Annotated in this window: 19 protein-coding genes and 1 other annotated feature; of the genes, 13 read left to right on the top strand and 6 right to left on the bottom strand. The window is 41.0% G+C overall.

The window, feature by feature from the left end; translation table 11 throughout:
• Positions 1 to 5: 5 nt before the first annotated feature.
• From BRLA_RS09000 to BRLA_RS09040, 9 genes are all read left to right on the top strand, one after another.
• A complete protein-coding gene (locus tag BRLA_RS09000) occupies positions 6 to 539 on the top strand; it encodes a spore maturation protein (protein WP_003338473.1) in 534 nt (177 codons plus the stop codon).
• A gap of 309 nt (positions 540 to 848) precedes the next feature.
• On the top strand, positions 849 to 1,601 hold the full coding sequence (locus BRLA_RS09005) for a pseudouridine synthase (RefSeq protein ID WP_041752053.1): 753 nt from the start codon (positions 849 to 851) through the stop codon (positions 1,599 to 1,601).
• A gap of 122 nt (positions 1,602 to 1,723) precedes the next feature.
• On the top strand, positions 1,724 to 2,257 hold the full coding sequence (resA, locus tag BRLA_RS09010; RefSeq protein WP_003338476.1) for a thiol-disulfide oxidoreductase ResA: 534 nt from the start codon (positions 1,724 to 1,726) through the stop codon (positions 2,255 to 2,257).
• A gap of 21 nt (positions 2,258 to 2,278) precedes the next feature.
• Positions 2,279 to 3,940, top strand: a complete 1,662-nt coding sequence (gene resB, locus BRLA_RS09015; RefSeq protein ID WP_003338477.1) for a cytochrome c biogenesis protein ResB — start codon at positions 2,279 to 2,281, stop codon at positions 3,938 to 3,940.
• Between the two features lie 18 nt (positions 3,941 to 3,958).
• The gene (ccsB, locus tag BRLA_RS09020; protein WP_003338478.1) at positions 3,959 to 5,185 is read left to right on the top strand and encodes a c-type cytochrome biogenesis protein CcsB; all 1,227 of its coding nucleotides are present in this window, start codon (positions 3,959 to 3,961) and stop codon (positions 5,183 to 5,185) included.
• A 143-nt stretch (positions 5,186 to 5,328) separates the two neighbouring features.
• On the top strand, positions 5,329 to 6,042 hold the full coding sequence (locus BRLA_RS09025) for a response regulator transcription factor (RefSeq protein ID WP_003338479.1): 714 nt from the start codon (positions 5,329 to 5,331) through the stop codon (positions 6,040 to 6,042).
• Entirely contained in the window at positions 6,043 to 7,821 is a 1,779-nt protein-coding gene (locus BRLA_RS09030; RefSeq protein WP_003338480.1) for an ATP-binding protein, read from the top strand.
• Between the two features lie 42 nt (positions 7,822 to 7,863).
• Complete coding sequence (locus tag BRLA_RS09035) at positions 7,864 to 9,000, top strand: HAD family hydrolase (protein WP_003338481.1); 1,137 nt, start codon at positions 7,864 to 7,866, stop codon at positions 8,998 to 9,000.
• 208 nt (positions 9,001 to 9,208) lie between these two features.
• Positions 9,209 to 10,474 (top strand): MFS transporter, encoded by a 1,266-nt coding sequence (locus tag BRLA_RS09040; RefSeq protein ID WP_003338482.1) that lies wholly within the window; start codon positions 9,209 to 9,211, stop codon positions 10,472 to 10,474.
• Positions 10,475 to 10,619: 145 nt separating this feature from the next.
• On the opposite strand, the gene BRLA_RS09045 is transcribed toward BRLA_RS09040, so the two are convergent.
• From BRLA_RS09045 to BRLA_RS09070, 6 genes are all read right to left on the bottom strand, one after another.
• Positions 10,620 to 10,898, bottom strand: a complete 279-nt coding sequence (locus BRLA_RS09045; RefSeq protein WP_003338484.1) for a hypothetical protein — start codon at positions 10,896 to 10,898, stop codon at positions 10,620 to 10,622.
• Positions 10,899 to 10,913: 15 nt separating this feature from the next.
• Positions 10,914 to 12,194: an ArsB/NhaD family transporter gene (locus BRLA_RS09050; protein WP_003338485.1), complete on the bottom strand. Its 1,281-nt coding sequence runs from the start codon at positions 12,192 to 12,194 to the stop codon at positions 10,914 to 10,916.
• 129 nt (positions 12,195 to 12,323) lie between these two features.
• Complete coding sequence (gene serA / locus BRLA_RS09055) at positions 12,324 to 13,913, bottom strand: phosphoglycerate dehydrogenase (RefSeq protein WP_003338486.1); 1,590 nt, start codon at positions 13,911 to 13,913, stop codon at positions 12,324 to 12,326.
• A complete protein-coding gene (locus BRLA_RS09060) occupies positions 13,906 to 15,060 on the bottom strand; it encodes a pyridoxal-phosphate-dependent aminotransferase family protein (RefSeq protein WP_003338487.1) in 1,155 nt (384 codons plus the stop codon). The genes serA and BRLA_RS09060 overlap by 8 nt, the downstream gene beginning before the upstream one ends.
• A gap of 110 nt (positions 15,061 to 15,170) precedes the next feature.
• Positions 15,171 to 15,410: a binding site (T-box leader), on the bottom strand.
• Between the two features lie 431 nt (positions 15,411 to 15,841).
• A complete protein-coding gene (locus BRLA_RS09065; protein WP_003338489.1) occupies positions 15,842 to 16,051 on the bottom strand; it encodes a ferredoxin in 210 nt (69 codons plus the stop codon).
• A 114-nt stretch (positions 16,052 to 16,165) separates the two neighbouring features.
• Positions 16,166 to 17,092, bottom strand: a complete 927-nt coding sequence (locus tag BRLA_RS09070) for a hypothetical protein (protein WP_003338490.1) — start codon at positions 17,090 to 17,092, stop codon at positions 16,166 to 16,168.
• A gap of 104 nt (positions 17,093 to 17,196) precedes the next feature.
• On the opposite strand from BRLA_RS09070, the gene BRLA_RS09075 reads away from it, so the two are divergent.
• Genes BRLA_RS09075 through BRLA_RS09090 form a run of 4 tightly spaced genes read left to right on the top strand, consistent with a single transcriptional unit; the run spans position 17,197 to position 21,354 of the window.
• Positions 17,197 to 18,309, top strand: a complete 1,113-nt coding sequence (locus BRLA_RS09075; RefSeq protein ID WP_003338491.1) for a YpbB family protein — start codon at positions 17,197 to 17,199, stop codon at positions 18,307 to 18,309.
• A complete protein-coding gene (locus tag BRLA_RS09080) occupies positions 18,294 to 19,916 on the top strand; it encodes a RecQ family ATP-dependent DNA helicase (protein WP_003338493.1) in 1,623 nt (540 codons plus the stop codon). The genes BRLA_RS09075 and BRLA_RS09080 overlap by 16 nt, the downstream gene beginning before the upstream one ends.
• Positions 19,913 to 20,503: a CPBP family intramembrane glutamic endopeptidase gene (locus BRLA_RS09085; RefSeq protein ID WP_003338494.1), complete on the top strand. Its 591-nt coding sequence runs from the start codon at positions 19,913 to 19,915 to the stop codon at positions 20,501 to 20,503. The genes BRLA_RS09080 and BRLA_RS09085 overlap by 4 nt, the downstream gene beginning before the upstream one ends.
• A gap of 20 nt (positions 20,504 to 20,523) precedes the next feature.
• Complete coding sequence (locus BRLA_RS09090) at positions 20,524 to 21,354, top strand: LysM peptidoglycan-binding domain-containing protein (protein WP_003338495.1); 831 nt, start codon at positions 20,524 to 20,526, stop codon at positions 21,352 to 21,354.
• The last annotated feature ends 65 nt before the right edge of the window (positions 21,355 to 21,419 follow it).

The raw sequence follows: 21,419 nt of genomic DNA on the forward strand, positions 1-21,419 counted from the left end.
CTAGCTTGTACTCACTGATCAATGTCTTCTCGCTTTGGGCAATTCCAGTCTTTATTTCTTTCGTTTTAACTTACGGATGGTATAAAAGAGTGCAAGTCTATGAAACATTTGTAGAAGGAGCTAAAGGAGGACTTGTGACAACCATCAAAATATTACCTCATTTAGTAGCGATGATGGTGTCCATTACTTTGTTTCGAGAATCAGGTGCATTAGATATTTTGCTCCAAGCGATGAAGCCTGTCCTCCACATTCTTCATATTCCCTCGGAAATTGTCCCATTGGCTTTGCTGCGTCCTTTGTCCGGTACAGGGTCGCTCGCTATCACAACGGATCTAATTGCGCAATTTGGACCAGATTCAATGATTGGTAGACTTGCTTCTACGATGCAAGGAAGCACTGATACAACCTTTTATGTGCTGACCGTGTACTTCGGGGCAGTGGGGATCAAAAATGGCTTGTACGCATTAAAGGTAGGCCTATGGTCAGATTTGATTGGTGTAGTTGCTTCTCTAGTGGTTGTTTCCTATATTTTTTCCTAAAATGTCTTCTCCTTCTCGCATGAGCGTACTCCTGCATCTTTATCTGAATGTTTTAAAGCTTGTGTCAGTGGTTGTTGGTAAACTGTGATACAAGCTTTTTTCATTGGTTTGTTCTGTGCAATCTTTATAGACAACCAACAACATATTTTTTAACCCCATATGACAAGACTAATAATCATACTAGCAGTGGGGGATTCATTGTGTTTTTTCCTAAAAAAACTGCTCGTGTACGAGTAATTTGCAATCTTTGTCAACCGTGCTCTTGTCCAACCTGCTGGAAATAGGTAGAATGTGTGAGGGGTGGTCTATATGGAAGAACGCTTGCAGAAGGTGCTGGCACAAGCGGGTGTCGCCTCGCGTCGCAGCTGTGAAGAACTGATTAAGCAAGGTAGAGTAAAAGTAAACGGACAAGTGATAACCGAGCTGGGTACCAAGGTAAATGCCTTTGTAGATCAAATTCTGGTTGATAATAAGTCCATTGCACAAGAAGAACATGTATATCTCTTACTTAACAAACCTACAGGAGTCATTACAAGCATGAGTGATCCTGAAGGACGTAAAACCGTTCGTGATCTGGTTAAACAAATTCCACAGAGGGTCTATCCAGTGGGCCGTTTAGATTTTGATACATCGGGTCTCTTACTTATGACAAACGATGGGGAATTGGCTAATCGTTTGGCTCATCCGTCATTTGAGATGGATAAGGTATATCGGGCTTGGGTCAAAGGGATGCCTACATCGGAAAGTGTCTCTCGACTAGCTAAGGGGATTAAATTAGAGGACGGAATGACCTCTCCTGGAAAAGCTAGAATTTTGGAGCGAGATGTCAAGAAAAATCGCACCTTAATTGAGCTGACCATTCATGAAGGCCGCAATCGTCAAGTGCGCAGAATGTGTCAAGCAATTGGACATCCCGTAATTACCCTGCAACGAATTCAGGTTAGCTTTCTTACGCTAGGCAATCTTGGCCTTGGTACATATCGGTTATTAAAAAAGGAAGAAGTAGAACGATTGCGGAGTGAGTTAAAAAAAGTTCAAAAGAAACCGAACAAACGTTTGTGATGAATAGCACATCGTTCAAAAGTTGTTCAAAATATCCAACTCGTTTAAAATAGCGGCAAGCTATAATAAAGAAGGAATGAGTAATAATTGGAATGATTCTGAACAAAGTCAGGTGAACAAATGTGAATAAACAAAAAAGAACATCAATGCGAGTTGCTATTTTGGGAGTTTTGTTAGTTGCTCTCGTTTTTGCTTTGTACACAAGCTTTGCTAAGCCAAATGAAATTAAAAAAGGAGATAAAGCGCCTAATTTCAGTTTGCAAAGCTTAGAGGGTGAAACGATGACATTGGCTGATCTAAAAGGGAAGGGAGTCATTCTTAATTTCTGGGGCTCTTGGTGTGAACCCTGTAGAAATGAAATGCCCGACTTAGAAAAAGCATGGCTTGCCAATAAGGATCAAAACATTGTCATCGTAGGGGTCAACGTGGGAGAGTCGGAGGTATCTGCTGAGCAATTTGTCCGTCAGGTAAATACCACGTTTCCCATTTTGATGGATAAGCAAAAAGAAGTAACAAAAGCATATAACATCGGAAAAATGCCTAGTACGTTTTATATTGATCAGGATGGCATCGTTCAAGAAATCATCATTGGACAAATGGATGAAAAAAGAATAAATTCCGCGCTAGAAAAGATTAGACCTGTGAAGACAAATTAAACCGTAAGCGAGGACACGAACATGGATCAGAGAAAATGTGAGTGCGGACACACCAACCCGGTGGGGACGCTTTTGTGTGAATCCTGCGGTATACCTCTTTTGCATTCTGTTAAAGAGTTAGATGAAAAGAAAGCGTTTCCTGATATGCGTTATGAAGGAACAGCGCGTCGTTCCCAGACTTATTCCACCACGGTGGTGGACAAAGTCTGGAATTTCTTTTCGTCTGTAAAAATCGCAATCATCATAATAATCATTACCTTAGTAATGGCAGGAATTGGGACGATCCTACCGCAGTTGGAATACGTACCAGTCCCGTTGCTGGATGAACCAAGCAAAGCTTTGTTTTACGAGCAAACATACGGTTTTTTTGGCAAGGTATATTACGCCTTAGGTTTTCATGAGATGTATGGGTCCTGGTGGTTTGTTAGCTTACTGGTAATGATCGGAATATCATTGGTTATTTGTAGCTTAGACCGGGTAATTCCACTGTACAAAGCTTTGAATAAACCACGTTTGAATCAGCACCTATCGTTTTATAAAGGGCAGAAATTACATGCTGATACGGTATTAACTGAGGGACTTTCCGTTGAAGAGAAGCTTGAACAAGTCCAGAGCTGGTATAAGAAAAAAGGCTATCGCGTTTACCGGGAAGGTAATTCCCTACTGGGAGAAAAAGCAAGGTTTAGCAGATGGGGTCCTTATGTGAATCATATTGGACTGATTATTTTCTTGTTAGGTGTTTTACTGCGTGGCGTCCCACAATTCTTTTTAGAGGAAACGATTTGGGTGCGTGAAGGGCAAACCGTAAAAGTGCCGGGAACAGAGTTCTATATTGAGAATTTAGATTATAAGACTGAATATTATACAAAGGATGAATTTGCTGAAGATCTTCCTTTGCAAGAAGGGCAAGTAATCGCGAAGAATTACCAGACTGATGCCGTTTTATACAAAAATGAAAATGATGGGCTAGCAGGAGCCAAGCCCAAATTGGTGGAGGTCAAGAGAGGATCGATTACTGTTAATCATCCAATGACTTACGAGGGTATCCTTTTATATCAATTGGATCGCCGAGAACAAATGCTGGGCGCTCTTAATTTTGATTTATATGATGCCATAGAAAAAGAAAAAAGAATAGGTTCGTTCAAAATTGATTTGTATGAGCCGAAAAAGGAACAAAAGGTAGGCAATCATTACGTTGTTCGTGTCATGGATTATTTCCCAGATTTTGAGTTGGGCAAAGATGGATTACCAACGACCAAAACGACTTTACCAAATAATCCGATGGTTGCCTTGGAAATTATTGATTCCAAAACAAATGAAAGTGAACGATTAGCATACGTAGCTGGTGGTTTTATTGAAAATACAAAATCGCCTCGCTTCATTTTAGAGGTACATAAGCCTGATATCATTGATTCAAGCGGCCTATTGGTGCGTAAAGATACGATGATTCCGTTAATCTACAGTGGGGCTTTTATTACGATGATTGGATTAGTCATGGGCTTCTATTGGCAACATCGCCGTATTTGGGTGCATGTTACAAATAATGAGCTGTATCTAGCCGGTCACACCAATAAAAACTGGTTTGGTTTACAACAAGAAGCTAAGAACCTGGTGAAACAATTAGAGTTACCATTGGAACTCATTCTTGAACAAGATAAACAAAAATCGAAGAAGAAAGCGTAAAGAAAGGGGTTCTCACGATTGATACAGATAAGTAGCAATCTATTATTGATGGCCTTTGTGTTGTATTTGATCGCTACGATCGTATTTGCAGTAGCAATCACGGGAAAACGTTGGTCTAACAGGGATGCAAAGGCGCACCAGGCACGATATGCAAAGATTGGCGTGGGAATCACTGTAATCGGGTTTTTAGGCCATTTGGGACAGTTTATCATAAGATGGATCGTGTCTGGACGTATTCCTACCAGTAATATGTTTGAATTTATCTCCTTTTTGTCAATATGTATTGTAGCCGCATTCTTATTGCTTTATTACATCTATAAATTAGGCGTACTTGGTGCCTTCGCAATGCCGCTAGCAGCTATTATGCTCGCTTATGCAAGTGTATTCCCTAAGGAGATCACGCCACTTATTCCATCGTTACAAAGCTACTGGTTAAAGATTCATGTAACGACTGCAGCACTTGGGGAAGGAATTTTGGCGGTTGGCTTTGCTGCGGGGCTCATGTACTTAATTCGCACCATTCCACAAATCAAAAAGTCAGCAAGTACCTTTTGGCTAGAGTTTTCCATTAGTGTTGTTTTAATGATGGTTGGATTTATTGTTGTCTCGGCATCCTTTTCCTCACCAAGCTTAAGAACTACCTTTGAATTTCCGGTTTATGACGAAAATAATCCGGCTATTGTTAAAAATATGCAGCAGGTTGAGTATAAATTGCCGGCAATTGTGGCACCACAAGAGTATAAAATCATCAAAGAAGGTCCAATCAAGCCATTATTTGAAGCACCCACCTTTATGCATGGGAAGGATGCGGCTCGTAAATTTAATACGATGATCTGGTCTGTGCTGTCAGGAGTTGTGTTTTATGGATTGCTTCGATTGATTTTACGTAAACGGATTGCGGCAGCGATCCAACCAGCTTTAGAAGACATTGATCCAGAGCTCATTGATGAGATCAGCTACCGTGCCATTGCTATTGGATATCCCATTTTCACTTTAGGAGCGCTTGTTTTCGCCATGATCTGGGCAAATGAAGCATGGGGTCGCTTCTGGGGCTGGGACCCGAAAGAGACATGGGCATTGATTGTATGGCTGTTTTACAGTGTCTATTTGCACCTTCGTCTATCGAAGGGATGGATTGGAGAAAAATCTGCTTGGATGGCAGTACTAGGGTTTGTTATTATATTAGTAACACTGGTTGTAGTAAATTTGGTGATCGTAGGCTTGCACTCTTATGCAGGTGCTTAACTCTAAAAATTTGCTAACAAGTTAAAAAAGCTGGTTGTACGCCAGCTTTTTACTTGTACTATCAAGATGTATAGGCTATTTTAGATAAGTAGGTTGTACTCATTTTAACAATTAATTTCAATGTTGTAGCAGAGGTGATCTGGGTGGAGAAAGAAAGAATCCTCATCGTAGACGACGAAGAAAGAATCCGTCGCCTTCTAAAGATGTATTTGGAGAGAGAGAATTACTATATTGATGAGGCAGAGCATGGAGAAGAAGCCTTGGATAAGGCTTTAAATCAAGATTACGATATTATCTTGCTCGATCTGATGCTGCCTGGTATGGATGGAATCGAAGTTTGTACAAGAATTCGTGAGCAAAAAGCGACGCCAATCATCATGTTGACGGCTAAAGGAGAAGAAACGAATCGTGTGAATGGTTTCGAGGCTGGCGCAGATGATTATGTAGTAAAGCCGTTTAGTCCGCGTGAGGTTGTTTTCCGTGTGAAAGCGATTTTGCGTCGTTCTTCTGCTACTGCTTATTTAAAAACAGATACGGTATCCAGTCATTCCATTCTGGTTTTTCCAGAGTTAACAATTGATCATGATGCTCATAAGGTCACCGCAAATGGTGTTGAGGTAAATCTAACTCCAAAAGAGTATGAGTTATTGCATTATTTAGCATTATCTCCAGATAAAGTATTTACGCGAGAAGAATTACTAAAAGATGTTTGGCACTATGATTTTTTCGGGGATTTGCGGACCGTGGATACGCATATCAAACGTCTGAGAGAAAAGCTAAACAAAGTATCTCCTGACGCTGCTCAAATGATTTCAACCGTTTGGGGCGTAGGGTATAAACTCGAGGTGCCAAAATAAGTGGATAATATACTGCGAAGTGTTGTCGGAAAGCTTTGGATGACAATCATAGCGTTATTCGCGGTGGTACTTACGATTTTCAGCCTCCTGCTAGTTCAGTCCTTTGGCAGTTATTATCTGAAAAAGCAGTCGGCTGATTTAGCTCTTCTTGGAACAAAAGTTGCTGCCGATCTGGAAACTGTGCGTGATCAAAAAGAAATGCTTAAGATGGCTTCCAAAATCATGAGCGTATACCATACAGGTCTACTGGTAGTGGATGAGCAAAAACGCGTTCTTGCTCATGAAGCGACGGATGAAAAGCAACCGTCCCTTACACTGGATAAGCTGTTAAACAGCGGGGGATTTCCTATAGACGATGCTTTTGCAGGAAAGCAGGTTGGCCCTAATCGTTTGATTTTTGGAGATAAAGCTTCAGACAGTCTTGAACACACGCAGTTTCTGGCTATGGCTATTCCTTTTTCCTTTGATGGGAAACAAAAATCGGCACTTATTTTATATCAAGCCATCCAAGAAGTGAATGGTACTTATCTCGAGATTAGACAACTTATTTTTGTTGTAGGTGTCATTGGATTTATTTTAACAACGGTATTCGCGTTCTTTCTATCTTCGCGTATTACCTCACCATTGCGTCAGATTAAGCAATCTGCTCAACGCATCGCTGAAGGAGAATTTAATACGGAAATACCGCTTCGATCTACGGATGAAATCGGTGAGCTAGCTGCTGCCTTTAATGTTATGACACTGAAACTGCGTAATGTAGTAAATGCTCTGTCGCATGAGAAGGAGCAAATGGCAACTGTTTTACGTAGTATGATTGATGGCGTAATCATGCTGGATCAAAAAGGGCGTGTCGTATTAACAAATCCTCAGGCAGAAGATTTTACTCGGGACTGGGCGTATGAAAATCAAGGGCGTCCTTTACCGATTCAGGAATTGTATCAAAAAATGTTGCTATCAGAACAAGAAGTAATGGAAGATTTTGAAGCACAAGGGCGTTTCTGGTCTGTTGTGATGGTACCGCTATACGATCACAATCAAGTTCGAGGGGCTGTCGCTGTACTGCGGGACATGACTAAAGAGCGGAAACTGGATAAATTACGCCAAGACTTTGTTGCAAATATTTCGCATGAATTAAGAACACCTTTGTCTATGCTACAGGGCTACAGTGAAGCCATTGTAGATGGCATTGCTTCCACTCCAGAGGAACATAAGGAGTTAGCTAAAATCATTTATGATGAATCAGTTAGGATGACGAAGCTAGTAAATGAATTACTAAGCTTGGCTCGTATGGAAGCAGGGCATGTGGAGCTCCATGAAGAAGTAACAGAGCTTCTTCCTTACTTCGAACGTGTGTTACGCAAATTTGCCAACAGAGCGGCAGAACGTAATATCGAAATCCAGCTTGATAGGCAAACGGATTATGACGCGATTTCCATTGATCCGGACAAAATGGAGCAGGTACTGACTAATTTAATTGACAATGCTATTCGTCATATTCCTGACGGTGGACTTATTACTGTTCGTATAAAGAATGAGGATGCAGGAAAAATTACCATTGAGGTAATAGACACAGGCAGTGGAATTCCGCAAGAGGATTTGCCATTTGTTTTTGAGCGTTTTTACAAAGCAGATAAAGCTCGAACGCGTGGTCGAGCTGGAACTGGATTAGGTTTAGCAATTGCAAAAAATATCGTAGCAGCCCATAACGGAAAAATTTCTGTCCAAAGTAAGATGAAGGAAGGAACAACCTTTACCATTACAATACCAGTCATCACATAGATAGAGAGTAAGATGGATGAGAGAATGGAGTGTTTTTTGGGGATGAACAAAACGATTTTATTTGATGTGGATGGTGTATTTTTAAGCGAAGAGAGATATTTTGACGCCTCTTCTCTGACCATTTGGGAAATGCTATTTAGCGAAAAATATATCGGAATAGAAGGACAGGATTTCACACCGACACCTGAGGAAAAGGTGATTAGACGTGTCCGAACCGAGATTTTTGCAAATGACCAAGTGCTGACCTTTCTGAAGGCTCAAGGTATTAACTCTAACTGGGATATGGTGTACTTAGTTGTTTCGTATCATCTTATTTGCCTTGTTGCAAAATTACAAGAAATGAAGCAAGAAGAAGTTCGTGAGCTGTTAACGAATCAGATTGGGCGAGCAGAGATTAAAAAAATTCAAGCTTTGCTGAAAGAAGCAAAACTTTCCTTTGCACCTGACTATGCGGCTTTTGTTTCGGATTTTGCAAAAGGAAATGTAGAGAAGAGCGAAATGCTACTCTATCTCAACCAAATTGCTTATGAAAAATGTGGAATAACAACGAACATTTTTGCGCGTACTAGCACGCTGTGGGAGCTATGTCAGGAGACATTCCAAGAATGGTATTTGGGCGACGGACTGATTGTTGATTCCATAGGCAGAGCGGCCCATCAGGTAGGGAAAAGAGGATTTTTGTCAGACGAAATTCCGATCATTGAACCAGCCATTATGAGAGAAGTGCTACAAGGCTTACGTGATCGTGGGTATCGTTTAGGAGTAGGCACAGGACGTCCTTCAATCGAAACGTATGTTCCACTAAAAGAGCTTGGTATTTTAGAGTTTTTTGACCCGGATTGTATTGTAACAGCCTCGCATGTATTGGAAGCTGAACAGCAATTCCCAGAAACCGCCCCGCTCTCTAAGCCTCATCCATACTGTTACTTTCAAGGTTACTTGACTAGAGGAAAAGGTGTTTCCGCCGCGCTTTCCTGCCAGCTAACAGAGGAAGAACGTAAGAATTTGCTAGTTGTTGGAGATTCTGTTGCTGACTTAATGGCAGCTAGATCAATTGGTTGTCAGTTTGCAGCTACTTTAACAGGGTTAACAGGAGAGGAAGCACGGGAGAAATTTGAAAAAGCAAATGCAGAATTTATTTTGCGTGATGTAAGCGAGATTGCAACAATCGAGTTTTAATCGAATTTGGACTGAGAAAGAGCATGTGAGCAACTACGGTTGTATTCATATGCTTTTTTCTTTTTATCATAGACAATAAAAATGGAGACATTTACCTCTAATAACGAAACAAATAAGAGGAATAGTAAAAAAAGTATGTGCTAAGGGAGGAAACCCACATGCCCATCAACTCCATTTTTACTTTTGGAAAGGTCATTGGGTAATCAATATGGAAGATAAAAAAACTTGGGACCTTATGTCTGTAGCATCAATTCCTCTAGTTATGACACTGGGTAATTCTATGCTTATTCCGGTTTTGACCATAATGGAAAAGAAACTTGGGATTTCCTCTTTGCAGTCAAGTATGCTTATTACTACGTATTCTGTGGTAGCCATTCTACTTATACCGCTAGCCGGTTTTTTATCAGATCGTATGGGGAGAAAAACAATAATCATACCGAGTTTGTTGATTGCTGGCTTAGGAGGACTTCTTTCAGGCTGGGTTGCGTGGAAAATGGCTAATCCTTATATGATGATTCTAGTCGGTCGTACCTTACAGGGTGTAGGAGCAGCTGGAGCGTTTCCTATTGTTATGCCACTAATTGGGGACATGTACCGAAATGACAAGGAGGTTAGCACTGGTCTAGGTATCATTGAAACATCCAATACCTTTGGTAAAGTATTATCTCCCGTATTAGGTGCTTGGTTGGCTTCGTTGATCTGGTTTTTACCTTTTTTTGCAACCCCTGTCTTTTGCCTACTTTCTTTATTATTAGTAGCCTTTTTTGTGAAAGCGCCAAGAGAGAAACAAAAACCAAAAAGCTTCGGAGAATATAAAAAGTCCATTCGGGCTATTTTTCATGCAGAGGGGCGTTGGCTGTATGCGGTATTTGCGATCGGATGTATCTCTATGCTTGTATTATTTGGCGTGCTTTTTCATTTATCGTCGGTGCTAGAGGATCAGTATAAGTGGGAAGGCATAAAAAAAGGGCTTGTGCTAGCCATACCATTAGCTTCCCTGTGTTTCGTATCCTATGTGACAGGGAAGGTAATTGGTGAAAATAAGCTGTTAATGAAATGGTTGTCCACTTCGGGAATGTTGGTTCTTTTTGTGAGTATGGTTTGGATTAGCCTTAGCCAGCCGAGCATATTTCTGTTCCTGATTCTTTTATGTGCCGGTGGGGCAGGGATAGGAGCGACACTTCCAAGTTTAGATGCTCTGTTGACGGAACGCTTTGAAAAAACAGAGAGAGGAACCATTACAGCATTGTACAATAGTGCACGGTTTGTTGGAGTTGCCATAGGGCCGCCTTTATTTGCCTATTTGATTGCATTTTCGCATCGTGTATTATTTCTGATGGTAGCGGGAATCTGTTTAGTGGCCGTAATTCTTTCCTTGTTTGCTATTAAACCAGCAAAAACAGGGACCACAAAGAAAGAAGATAGTAGTTCTGAGTCAAGTATGATAGCCAGAAAGCGTAAAGCAAAAACGTAACGAGCAGAGAAATATCAGATACCTAGCTTAAAAAACCAAGTGTTCATATTGGTTTGGTTGATAAATTGCAAAAAAGCCAAGGCAATAGGTGTATCTTCCTAAGCACTTGGCTTTTTTACTACGGAATACGATTTTTTCACTTCTATTATTCGTTCCAACGTAGCGATTCTAGACAATGAAAACGGAAGGCTTCCGTTAAAAATTTCAAATAGTAATCATTTCGAACGATAATTTCAAAGACTCCTTGCTGATCGGTATAAAATAATGCGTCTGTATAGTCTTTATCGTTGTTTAGATAGGTACGCAATTCTTTGATACGATCCCGCATTGCCTCTGATTTTATTTCTACACGGAAGGTAACATCCTTCTCGTTAGGTGTTTCTTCAATGTGGATGGCTGTTTCATTAAACGTATACGTAACCATGATTTTTCCTCCTTTTTACATGAAATAAACTAAATACAGATAAAGATTAGACATCAAGATGGAAAGAAGCATGAGTGGGAAAGCGATCTTCATGAAGCCTAGAAAGCTAATGCGATAACCATCCTTCATGGCCAATCCAATCACAATAACGTTAGCACTAGCGCCGATTACTGTTCCATTTCCACCTAGACAGGCTCCAAGCGATAAACTCCACCAAAGAGGTTCTATATTTTCTATACCCAAATGGCCCAAGCCCTTAATCAAGGGTATCATTGTCGCTACAAATGGAATATTATCGACGAAGGCTGATGCTATCGCACTTAACCAAAGAATAAGAAAAGCTGAGCTCATAGCCTCTCCACCTGTTAGTGACATGACTTTCTTCGCCAGTAAATCAATTACTCCTGTTTCTACTAATCCACCAACTAAAATAAAGAGGCCTACAAAGAAAAACAGGGTTGTCCATTCTATCTGTAACAAGGCATCCTCTAAATAATTTTCTCCCGTTATCAATAATAAGAAAAATGCACCTGTTAAAGCGATAGTAGCCGTTTCCAATCCTAGTAGATTATGAATAACAAAGCCTGTAATGGTCAGACCTAGTACAATAAGCGATTTTACTAGTAAACGGATATCGGTCAGTTCTTCCTTTTCATTTAGTTCCATAATTTTGTCTTGCAGGTCTGGTGTTGTCACTAATTGCTTACGAAAAATGAAATACAATAAAGTAAGTGTTACGAGCATAATGAGGATAACGATCGGAGCCAGATTTGTTAGAAAAGCCATAAAGTCTAGCTTGGGGACAGCACTACCTATCATAATATTGGGCGGGTCACCAATTAATGTTGCGGTCCCTCCAATATTAGCGGCTAATATTTCACTTATCAGATAGGGAATGGGGTTTACTCTAAGGGAATGAGCGATACTAAAAGTAATGGGCACAATCAGCAAGACAGTGGTTACGTTGTCTAAAAAAGCAGAAGCCACTGCTGTAATCAAGCTAAGATAGATAAGAATCGCGGCGGGTCTGCCCTTCGCTAATTTAGCAGCTTTAATGGCCATATACTTAAAAAGGCCAGTTTGAGAAGTGATTGCCACTAAGATCATCATGCCAATCAACAGCCCAAGCGTATTAAAGTCAATGTAATGAAGCGCATGCTCCTGGCTGACGATGCCTGTTATAACCAGCAGGACAGCACCAACCATTGCAATAATGGTTCGATGAATTTTCTCACTGATGATACATGCGTACGTGAAAAGAAAGAACGTAAGCGCAAGATAGGCCTGGCTGCCCATTCTGATTTCCTCCTAGCTTTATTGTATATACCTGAAATATATTTTGGGAGAAAACAGCCAAAAAGGCAGAATCTCTACCAGTTTGGCTGTTTACAGGTTCATCTATACTTTACCTAGATTCTTATATTGTTATAACTCAATTTGCGTTACGCTAGAGATTTCAAGGGATTGACCTAGTTCATCCAAGAGTTCAGTGCTAAGCGGTTTATCAACGGTTAGCATCATAATGGCATCTCCACCTACATCCTTACGGCCTACCTGCATGGTGGCAATATTGACACCATTTTGTCCAAGAACGCTGCCAACATATCCAATAACACCTGGGCGGTCATGGTGCTGAACGTATAGGAGGTAGCCTTGAGGCTGTACATCAATGGTGGATTGATCAATTTTGACAATTCGATCACCAAAGCCATTTAAGCGCGTACCAGCAATCGTTCTTGTCTCTAGATTGGAGCGAAGTGTCACAGTAATTAAATTGGTAAAACCACGGGATATTGTTGACTTTTCTTCCGTTACTGAGATATCCCGCATTTTTGCTAGGTAGGGTGCATTAATGTAGTTAACTTCGGCACCTAGTCGATATGCTAATAAGCCTTTTAAAATCGTGCGAGTTAATGGAGAGGTGCTCATCTCAGATAATTCGCCGCTATACGTAATTTTCACTTCTTGTAATGCACCGATTGTTAGTTGAGCTAAGAATTGTCCCAATTTTTCAGATAGGGAGAAGAAAGGTTGTACCCGTTCCATTAGATGAGCATCTACAGTAGGTAAATTTACTGCATTTTTGAAAGTTTGATTACGTAATGCCTTGAGTAACTCTTCAGATACATCAATCGCAACATTTTCTTGGGCTTCCACAGTAGATGCCCCTAGATGAGGAGTTGTAACAACTCGTGGATGACCTATCAATGGATTATTAACCGGCGGCTCTTCTTCATATACATCAAGTGCGGCTGCAGCAATTAATCCGTTATCTAATGCATGTAACAAGGCTTTTTCATCAATGATTCCACCGCGCGCGCAGTTTATTACCCGTGTGGTTGGTTTCATTTTAGCGAACTGCTTGGCGTTTAATAGATGCTTGGTTTCTTTCATTAATGGAGTATGCACGGTGATAAAGTCCGCCTTTGTAACAATATCATCTACAGTGCCGTTTGTTACACCAAGCTTTTGAGCGCGTTCGTCTGTCAAATAAGGATCGTAACCAATTACGTTCATTTGAAAGGCTTTTGCTCGCTTCGCTACTTCAGAACCAATTCGGCCCATTCCAATAATTCCTAAGGTTTTATTGTGAAGCTCTACACCCTGAAAGCTTTTACGGTCCCATGCTCCATCAACCAATTTTTTATGTGCCTGAGGAATGTTGCGAGCGACAGCCATAAGCATTGCAAAGGAGTGCTCAGCCGTGGAAATGGTATTACCGTCTGGAGCATTGATAACTACAATACCTGCTGCCGTGGCCGCATTAATATCAATATTGTCGACACCAACACCGGCACGACCAATTACCTTTAGTTTCTTCGCTGCATGTATTACTTCAGCAGTCACCTGTGTTTGACTCCGAACCAATAAAGCATCATATTGTTCAATGATTTCAAGTAATTCATCAGGAGATAGAGCTGTTTTTTGTTCAACGATCACATCCTGAGCGTCTAGCAGTTGCTGAATACCTTGTTCACTTAAGGGATCACTTATTAATACGCGAAATTTATCCATGCTGAATCAATACCTCCTGAGCCGCACGTACACCGGCACCTAATGTTATTTCGTAACCAATCTGTTGTAAAGAGACTTCAATGAGTGAAATGACAGTCAATACGTCCTGCGGATCACAATAGCCCATATGACCAATTCGGAAAATCCTTCCTTTTAAATGCTGCTGTCCACCAGCAATGACCACATTATATTTGGTGCGCAATATTTTACGTAGCTCCTCCGCATCAAATAAATCGCCAGGATCTACGGATGTAACAGTAGGGGAGGCGTATTCATCCTCTGTCATTAACGGTAATCCTAATGCTCTCATGGCAGCCCGTGTCATATTTTTCATAAGCTCATGGCGAGCGAATACCTGAGGAAGACCTTCTTCATCGAGCATTGCTACTACTTCCTCTAATCCAAACACAAGGGATACGGCAGGGGTATAAGGCGTTGTCTGATCTGCCATACTTTTTCGATATGCCTTAAGATCAAGATAGAAGGCTTGAGGAGTGATTTGTTCAATACGTTTCCATGCCTGTTGGCTAACGGCAATAAAAGCAAGTCCAGTAGGCAGCATAAAGGCTTTTTGTGAACCTGTTACAACGATATCCAGACCCCATTCATCCATTTCGCAAGGCACAGCTCCTAAGCAACTAACCGCATCAACAATAAATAAAGCGTTGCTATGCTTTTTAACGACCTTCGATAATTCAGGTATTGGATTTAACACACCAGAGGATGTTTCACAATAGGTAGCAAATACAGCTTTTGCCATCGGATGCTGTACGAGAAAATCTTGCAAGAGTTCAGGCGTAATTGCTTCTCCCCAAGCAACCTCTAAACGATGAACTTTGATTTGATACCGTTCGCAGATTTTTGCGAATCGTTCGCCAAAAGCTCCGCTAATCGTGACGATTGCTTCATCCCCGGCTTGCAAAGTATTAACTACGCTCATTTCCAAAGCGCTTGTACCGCTTCCGGCAATGACATACACTTGCTGAGCGGTACCGAAAGCCGGTTTTATTTTCTCAGCTACGTCAGAAAGCATTTGAGAAAATTGACCACTGCGATGACCGATCATGGGACGGTTCATTGCTTGCTGCACACGAGGTGGGATTGGGGTAGGGCCAGGTATACGTAATATGATTTTCTCTTTAAACATGATTCTCATCCTCCTAAATATATCTCTATGGCTTCCTTACTTGTAGACATTTTGTCTTTTAAGCATATAAAAAAACTTCTCAGCCTCCCCACTACAAATCACATGATGTAGTGAGGGGCGAGAAGTTATATTCGCGGTACCACCCTCATTTGTTCTTCTTTTCGCAAAAAAGAACCTTACCAGGTAACAAGACCTGAGAGATAACGGATCATCCGTTCAAACCTACGACCGCAAGCGGGCTTGGTTTGCCAACTCGGAAGTGCTCATCTCTTAAAGGAATCACCGGTTCGCAGCACCCACCGGCTCTCTGAGGATTTCCTGTAAAAGCATCTCTTCGTCAAAGTTGTTTTGTATGTAGCTGTTAAAGTTAGAACTTACTTTATCACCGTACAACAGTAGCGTCAAGAAGAAAAATTGAAAAAGAAAGAACATTGGTTTTATGTACTGCTGCTGTTGTTCGTAATTAAGTGAAGTAGATACATAATCGTGTTGTAAAAACAGGTGAATGTACGGTTTTTGTGATATGAAGAAAAAACGAGTAATAAGTAGAAAACGAGAGACAAATGGTAGAAAATAATAAAAAATGAGAGTTTGTTCAACCGAGGATAATAGAGTTAAAAATGAGAATGTTATAGATAAATATTCGGATTTTAGCAAGCAAGCTTTGCTTAAAAAAGTAAATTTTTATTGAGATAAAACAAGGTTTGGACAGAAGAAAAACCACTCACACTGCTAAAGCAGAGATAAGTGGTTTTGGTCTTCCTTATTTGATTGCAATCGATTATCCGTCGATTTTAATAGAGTCAGTTGGGCAACCGTCTGCTGCGTCACGAACATCATCGTGCAGGATCTCAGGGATCTCAGCAGTGTTTGTATTGTCGTCAATCGTGTTGAACGCCAAACCTTCATCGTCGTAATCAAATACATCAGGAGCTGTGGCGCCACAGGCCCCACACGCAATACAGGTATCTTTATCTACCCATGTAGTCATTATGGTTTCACCTCCTGCCCCTTGATAGTACGTCCAGCTTACACAATTATTGTATAATTACTTTATGCCGATTACAAGAATGAATCGCGTCCAAATATGTACCTAGATCACGATTTATTTATGATAAATCGGCACTTCAGGCAAGGAGAGAGCAGGGTAGATCTTTTTGTTTAATTGTACAAAATCTCCAGCATGTACCCCATTGCTTGCAATCAATACATTAACACCAAACGGGATGTTTTGCCAGCCTAATTTCACTGTCTCTTTATTTTTTATACGCGCATCGATAGAAGCCGTCAAATCCTGAGGGAAGAATTGAGGTATGCTTCTAATATTCTCCATATATCGTGCAGATATGTAATTGCGATAATGAAAAGGCAGTGTATCCCATGCTGCAAATGTCAGCGAGGTAATATCGACATCACCGATAGAGTGTTGTAGTACATAGATTTGTTCCCACATAGCAATCGCATGATAAAATTTCGTTTGAGCTTGTAAATATTCTGATTGAAAGTCTTTGGCATGACGCAGGGCTGCGATGTCTTCGGAGGAGTAGTGATTGCCTTTCGTATCTGCCATGGCTTTCGTTAAACTATTATGTAAGGTATGTAGGCTTCCAAGAAATTGATTTCTAGACGCAACCAACAAAGGAGAACGTTCACTGATATATACTTTTTCTAGCTGTTCGATTTTAGTCTGTACGACTTGTTTGAGTTGGCTATGAACTCCTTTTTGTTCTTTCAATGTTTTTCCCTGTAAGTTGGCTACATAATAAAAATAGTCAGTTTGAAAAGTGCTGAGTGGTTCATAAAAGCTGTAGTAATAATGGGTAAAATCTTGCTCGGGGTATAGTTTCTTTTCACGAATGAGTTTTTCCTGATTATGTGTTTGGTGCGTTAATTGCTGGAGCTGAGTTAGTTGCTCATCCATTTTAGATTGAACTACGTTTGCTCCCCAAAAAAATCCGACAACCAAACATGTTAATGATAAAATAATCATGTATGTAACAATATACTCGTGCTTGGACAAACGCTTTGTCATAGGTAATCCCTCCGTCTAAAGCAAAAACAGTACAATCAATTTTTGTCACTGCTTTCATGATAAAATAAATAAATTAATCAAACGTGAAGGAGAAACTTTGATCCATGGAGGAACAAGATTTCCGATTTTTTGAAGCTCTCGTATTGAAAGGTCTAGCTGTGTTGCAAGGGGAACGTACTCCTCAATCTCTCTACTACATGGTAAAAGGACGTAAAGCTAATCAAGTATGGCAGGATGTGAATAATTTTAACCTCCACTCCTATTATCGGCTCTTCCCTTGGATTTCAAGAGGGCTGTGGGAGCAAATCATCCAAAACCTCATGGAAAAAAAGTGGGTCTCAAATACTAATACAGCACAAAAGGATGGTATATCAAGCTTTGAGCTAACTCATTTGGGGAATCAACAACTTTGTGAACAAAATAAAACCTATCAATTGGAGCGGTGGTTATCTGGAATTAATGGGATGTCGATAACAGAGCAAGCAATGTTATTTCGCTTACAAGCTTTGCTCATGGTTCAAACTATTTCACAGCTATTACATGATAACTCTCACTTTTCACCGATTGTGCAAAACAAAGAGATTCAACGTAGAATCAAGCAACTGCTGGCAGAGCCGGATGAGCGAGTGGCATGGCTTAATGGATTGGCAGACGAGCTCTATCTGTTTATGGATATGCTTGATCCTACGCTACAGCAGCAGTTTTTTTTGCAGTGGACGGGAGCTTCACAGGTAGGCCTCACAGCTCGGCAAATTGCCTACCAATTTCGTGAATCATTTCTACTTACGGAGGTAAAGCTGTTGTCGATTTGGAGTAGCTTGTATTGTGAGGTAAAGGAGAACAAATCAGGCCGATTCCCCTTATTACAAAAACTATGCCTGCTTCAACCAGCACAAAAGCCGCCAATCAGTATAAGTGCTTGGGAAACATATAACATGCTTCAAAAAGATATGACGCTTGAGGCGATTGCTTCTAGGCGTACGATTAAATTAAATACCGTAGAGGATCATCTGATTGAAGCTGCTTTAAAGGGGCTGCCTTGTAAGTATGGTCGTTTTGTGAGCGATCAGCAGATTCAATTCGTACATGAAGCAAGCGATCGCCTACAGACAAAGCGACTGCGACTGTTAAAGGATGAATTGGGCCATGATTATAGTTATTTGCAAATCCGATTGGCTTTGGCCCTTAGAGGAGCGTCAGCATGGAAACAAATATGAAAAACATTCGTCTTATCTTACAACGGTACTTTGGTCATGCCGCGTTTCGCACTGGACAAGAGGAGATTATTAGTCGAATCTTAAAAGGGGAAAATGTGCTTGGTATCATGTCTACAGGTGGTGGAAAATCACTTACGTATCAGGTGCCGGCATATGTGCTGCCTGGTATCACACTTGTAGTATCCCCGCTAATTTCCTTAATGGTCGATCAGGTTCAGCAGTTGTTAAAAAACGGACATCGGCTAGCGACCTACATAAATAGTTCCTTGGATCGTGATGAAATTCGCTTGGTCATAGATGAGCTGGAAGCGGGGAAATACAAGCTTGTCTATATTTCTCCAGAAAAATTGCAACAACCTTCGATTATCCGGCTCCTCCAAAAAAGAGGTGTGTCCTTGGTAGCGATTGACGAGGCTCATTGCATATCGCAGTGGGGCCATGACTTTCGCACAGATTATTTAAAATTGCCGTCTTTGATTAAAGCACTGGGAGAACCTCCTGTGCTAGCTGTGACGGCCACTGCTACACATAACGTGGCGCAAGAAATTGCTGATCTGTTTGACATTGCTGTAGATAATCAAATCCGCTTAAGTGTGAATCGTTCTAACATTGCCTATGATCTATATCCGGCCAGCGATGAGGCGGACAAAAACACACGATTGCTTGCTCAATTACGTGAGTGCCAAAAGCCGGGCATCGTGTACTGCAGTACAAGGCAAGCAGTAGAACAACTCGTAGTGCTGTGCCAGCAAGGCGGGATTCAGCGGGTAAGCGGCTTTCATGGTGGAATGAACCCGATGGAGCGGATTTTGATTCAAGAGCAATTTATTGCAAATCAATTAGACGTGATTATTGCTACGAATGCATTTGGAATGGGAATTGATAAGCCAGATATCCGCTTTGTTATTCACTATCATCTTCCTGCAAGCATAGAGGCTTATACACAAGAGGTTGGACGGATTGGACGTGACCAACAACCTGGATATGCTTGTTTGTATGTACAGGAAGAGGATGTGCATATTCACCACCGTCTTTTCCAAAACGAATATCCAACAGACGAAGAATTAGTTGCCTTTCTAGGACTGCTACGTACCTCAGTTCATCGAGCTGATTCCCACGTTCCCACCAGAGAGGGGTATGAGCAAAAAATCACACATGAGGAACTTTTTGCAGCTATTGGCATTGGCGAAAATGTAACAAGGCTCTTATTTTACTATGCACAGGAAGCAGGAGCGGTTCATAGTGTTCAACTAGGAAAAAACGGGTATACCTACTGGATTCAACCACATGACCCCAAGCTCATCCATGGTACGATGAAGCAACGAATACAGCTAGTAAAGCGTTCTAAATTTGCGAAATTAGGGACTATGCAGGAGTGGATTCAGACATCTGGTTGTTTTCGCGAAGCGTTGCTAGCTTATTTTGGGGAGAGGATGATAGAAAAACCAGAGTCATGCTGTAGAACCTGCGGAATCAACAGAGAGCTTTATCATGAGTCTGTAAAGCAGGAACGGATTACTCGTGAAGCAGTCTGGAATCTTACGGAAGCCCTGGAACGATTGTTGCCCCGTAAATCGCCAAACGAAGGAGGTTCCGCTTCGTTGTGAATAGAAACAATAAGCTAGAACAGTTAGATGACCGTACGCTGTTACTCAATCTGTGGCTCACACAAGGTATCGTTCTTTTGATTGCCCTACTAGGGTCATGGTTTCTTTATACGAAAACAGAATTTTGGCAGCTTCTATTAACGATGCACCCTTCTTATCTTGGCTATGCAGTTCTTTTGATCGTCCTTGTTGTGGCTAGTAATATTATTATAGAAAAAACAGTTCCGCCAAGCTGGGTAGATGATGGTGGAATGAATGAACGGATTTTTCGTTCTCTTTCGATTCCAACTACGTTTTTACTCTGTGTAGCTGTAGGGATTAGTGAGGAATGGCTTTTTCGCGGTGTAATTCATGAGTTGATAGGTAATGTGTGGACAAGTATACTCTTCACAGCGATTCATTTTCGATATTTACAAAAACCTATTCTCATTGGAATGGTGTTTCTAACAAGCTATTTACTAGGCATACTTTTTACCTGGACCAATAGTCTGATCACAGTTATGTTTGTTCATGCTACTATCAATTTCGTCCTTGCTTTATTTTTAAAGTATAAGGCAAGCTCGATACATTCACAGGAAGATATGTAACACGAAGGGGAGGAAATAAGATGGAAGGTAGAGATGGAGACAAGCAAATAGCAGAGCAGCAGGATACCCTGCTTGGCTTACCTCCTAGAAAAACGAGGATCAAAAATAAAAAACAAGCACAAAAGAAGCAAGCAACAAGTCTCATAAGCGAAGAAAAACAAGCAGCAAAGAGTGAGAACGAAGAATCTAAGGAGCAAGTAAAGGCCTCGTCCACACTCGCTAGTGGAGGTGGATGGAAAATCATTGTTCCGTTAGCAGGAGCAGTAGTCGTGGCAGGTGTTTTATTCATCTGGAAGGAGATGAATTCGACACAACCGGCATTAATTTTTAGTGGGCACCAGACGCGGACAGATGCGATTGCTTCAGGAACAGGAGTTTCCGTTACAGAACCTGAACCTCTAAATAGGGAGGGGACAGATCCGGCAAATGTTGCAAAGCCTGAAATGCAGCCGCAGCTAGAGGATAAGAAACCAGCGAATAATGCAGTCCTTGGGCAGGAAGGGGATAAAGGTGGTTTAGGTACAGAGGCTACCGTTGCCTCTACGGCTAAATCTACCGTTAAACCTACTAGTACCTCGGCCCCAACTACTAATAAAACTACCGCTGAGCAGAAAACTAGCCCAACTTCAGTTCCAGCTTCAAACAAGCCTGAAGCAACGGTAAGTGAGGAAAAACCTGCAAAAAAAATAAAAAGTAAATTGTATAAAGTTAAAAGAGGAGATAATTTACATAAGATTTCCCGTGCTTACTATGGAAATAATAATGGAGTAAAACGAATCGCAACTTTTAATGGTCTTAATACAGAAGCCCCATTAATAGAAGGAAAAACACTTTACATTCCTGTAGATTAGTGAAAGATAATCATGTTAATCGCCTAAAATGGTTACTCTAGATAGAGAAACCGTTAGGAGGGACT

Origin of the sequence: Brevibacillus laterosporus LMG 15441, from assembly GCF_000219535.2 — a bacterium.
In the GTDB taxonomy this organism is placed as follows: Bacteria; Bacillota; Bacilli; order Brevibacillales; family Brevibacillaceae; genus Brevibacillus_B; species Brevibacillus_B halotolerans.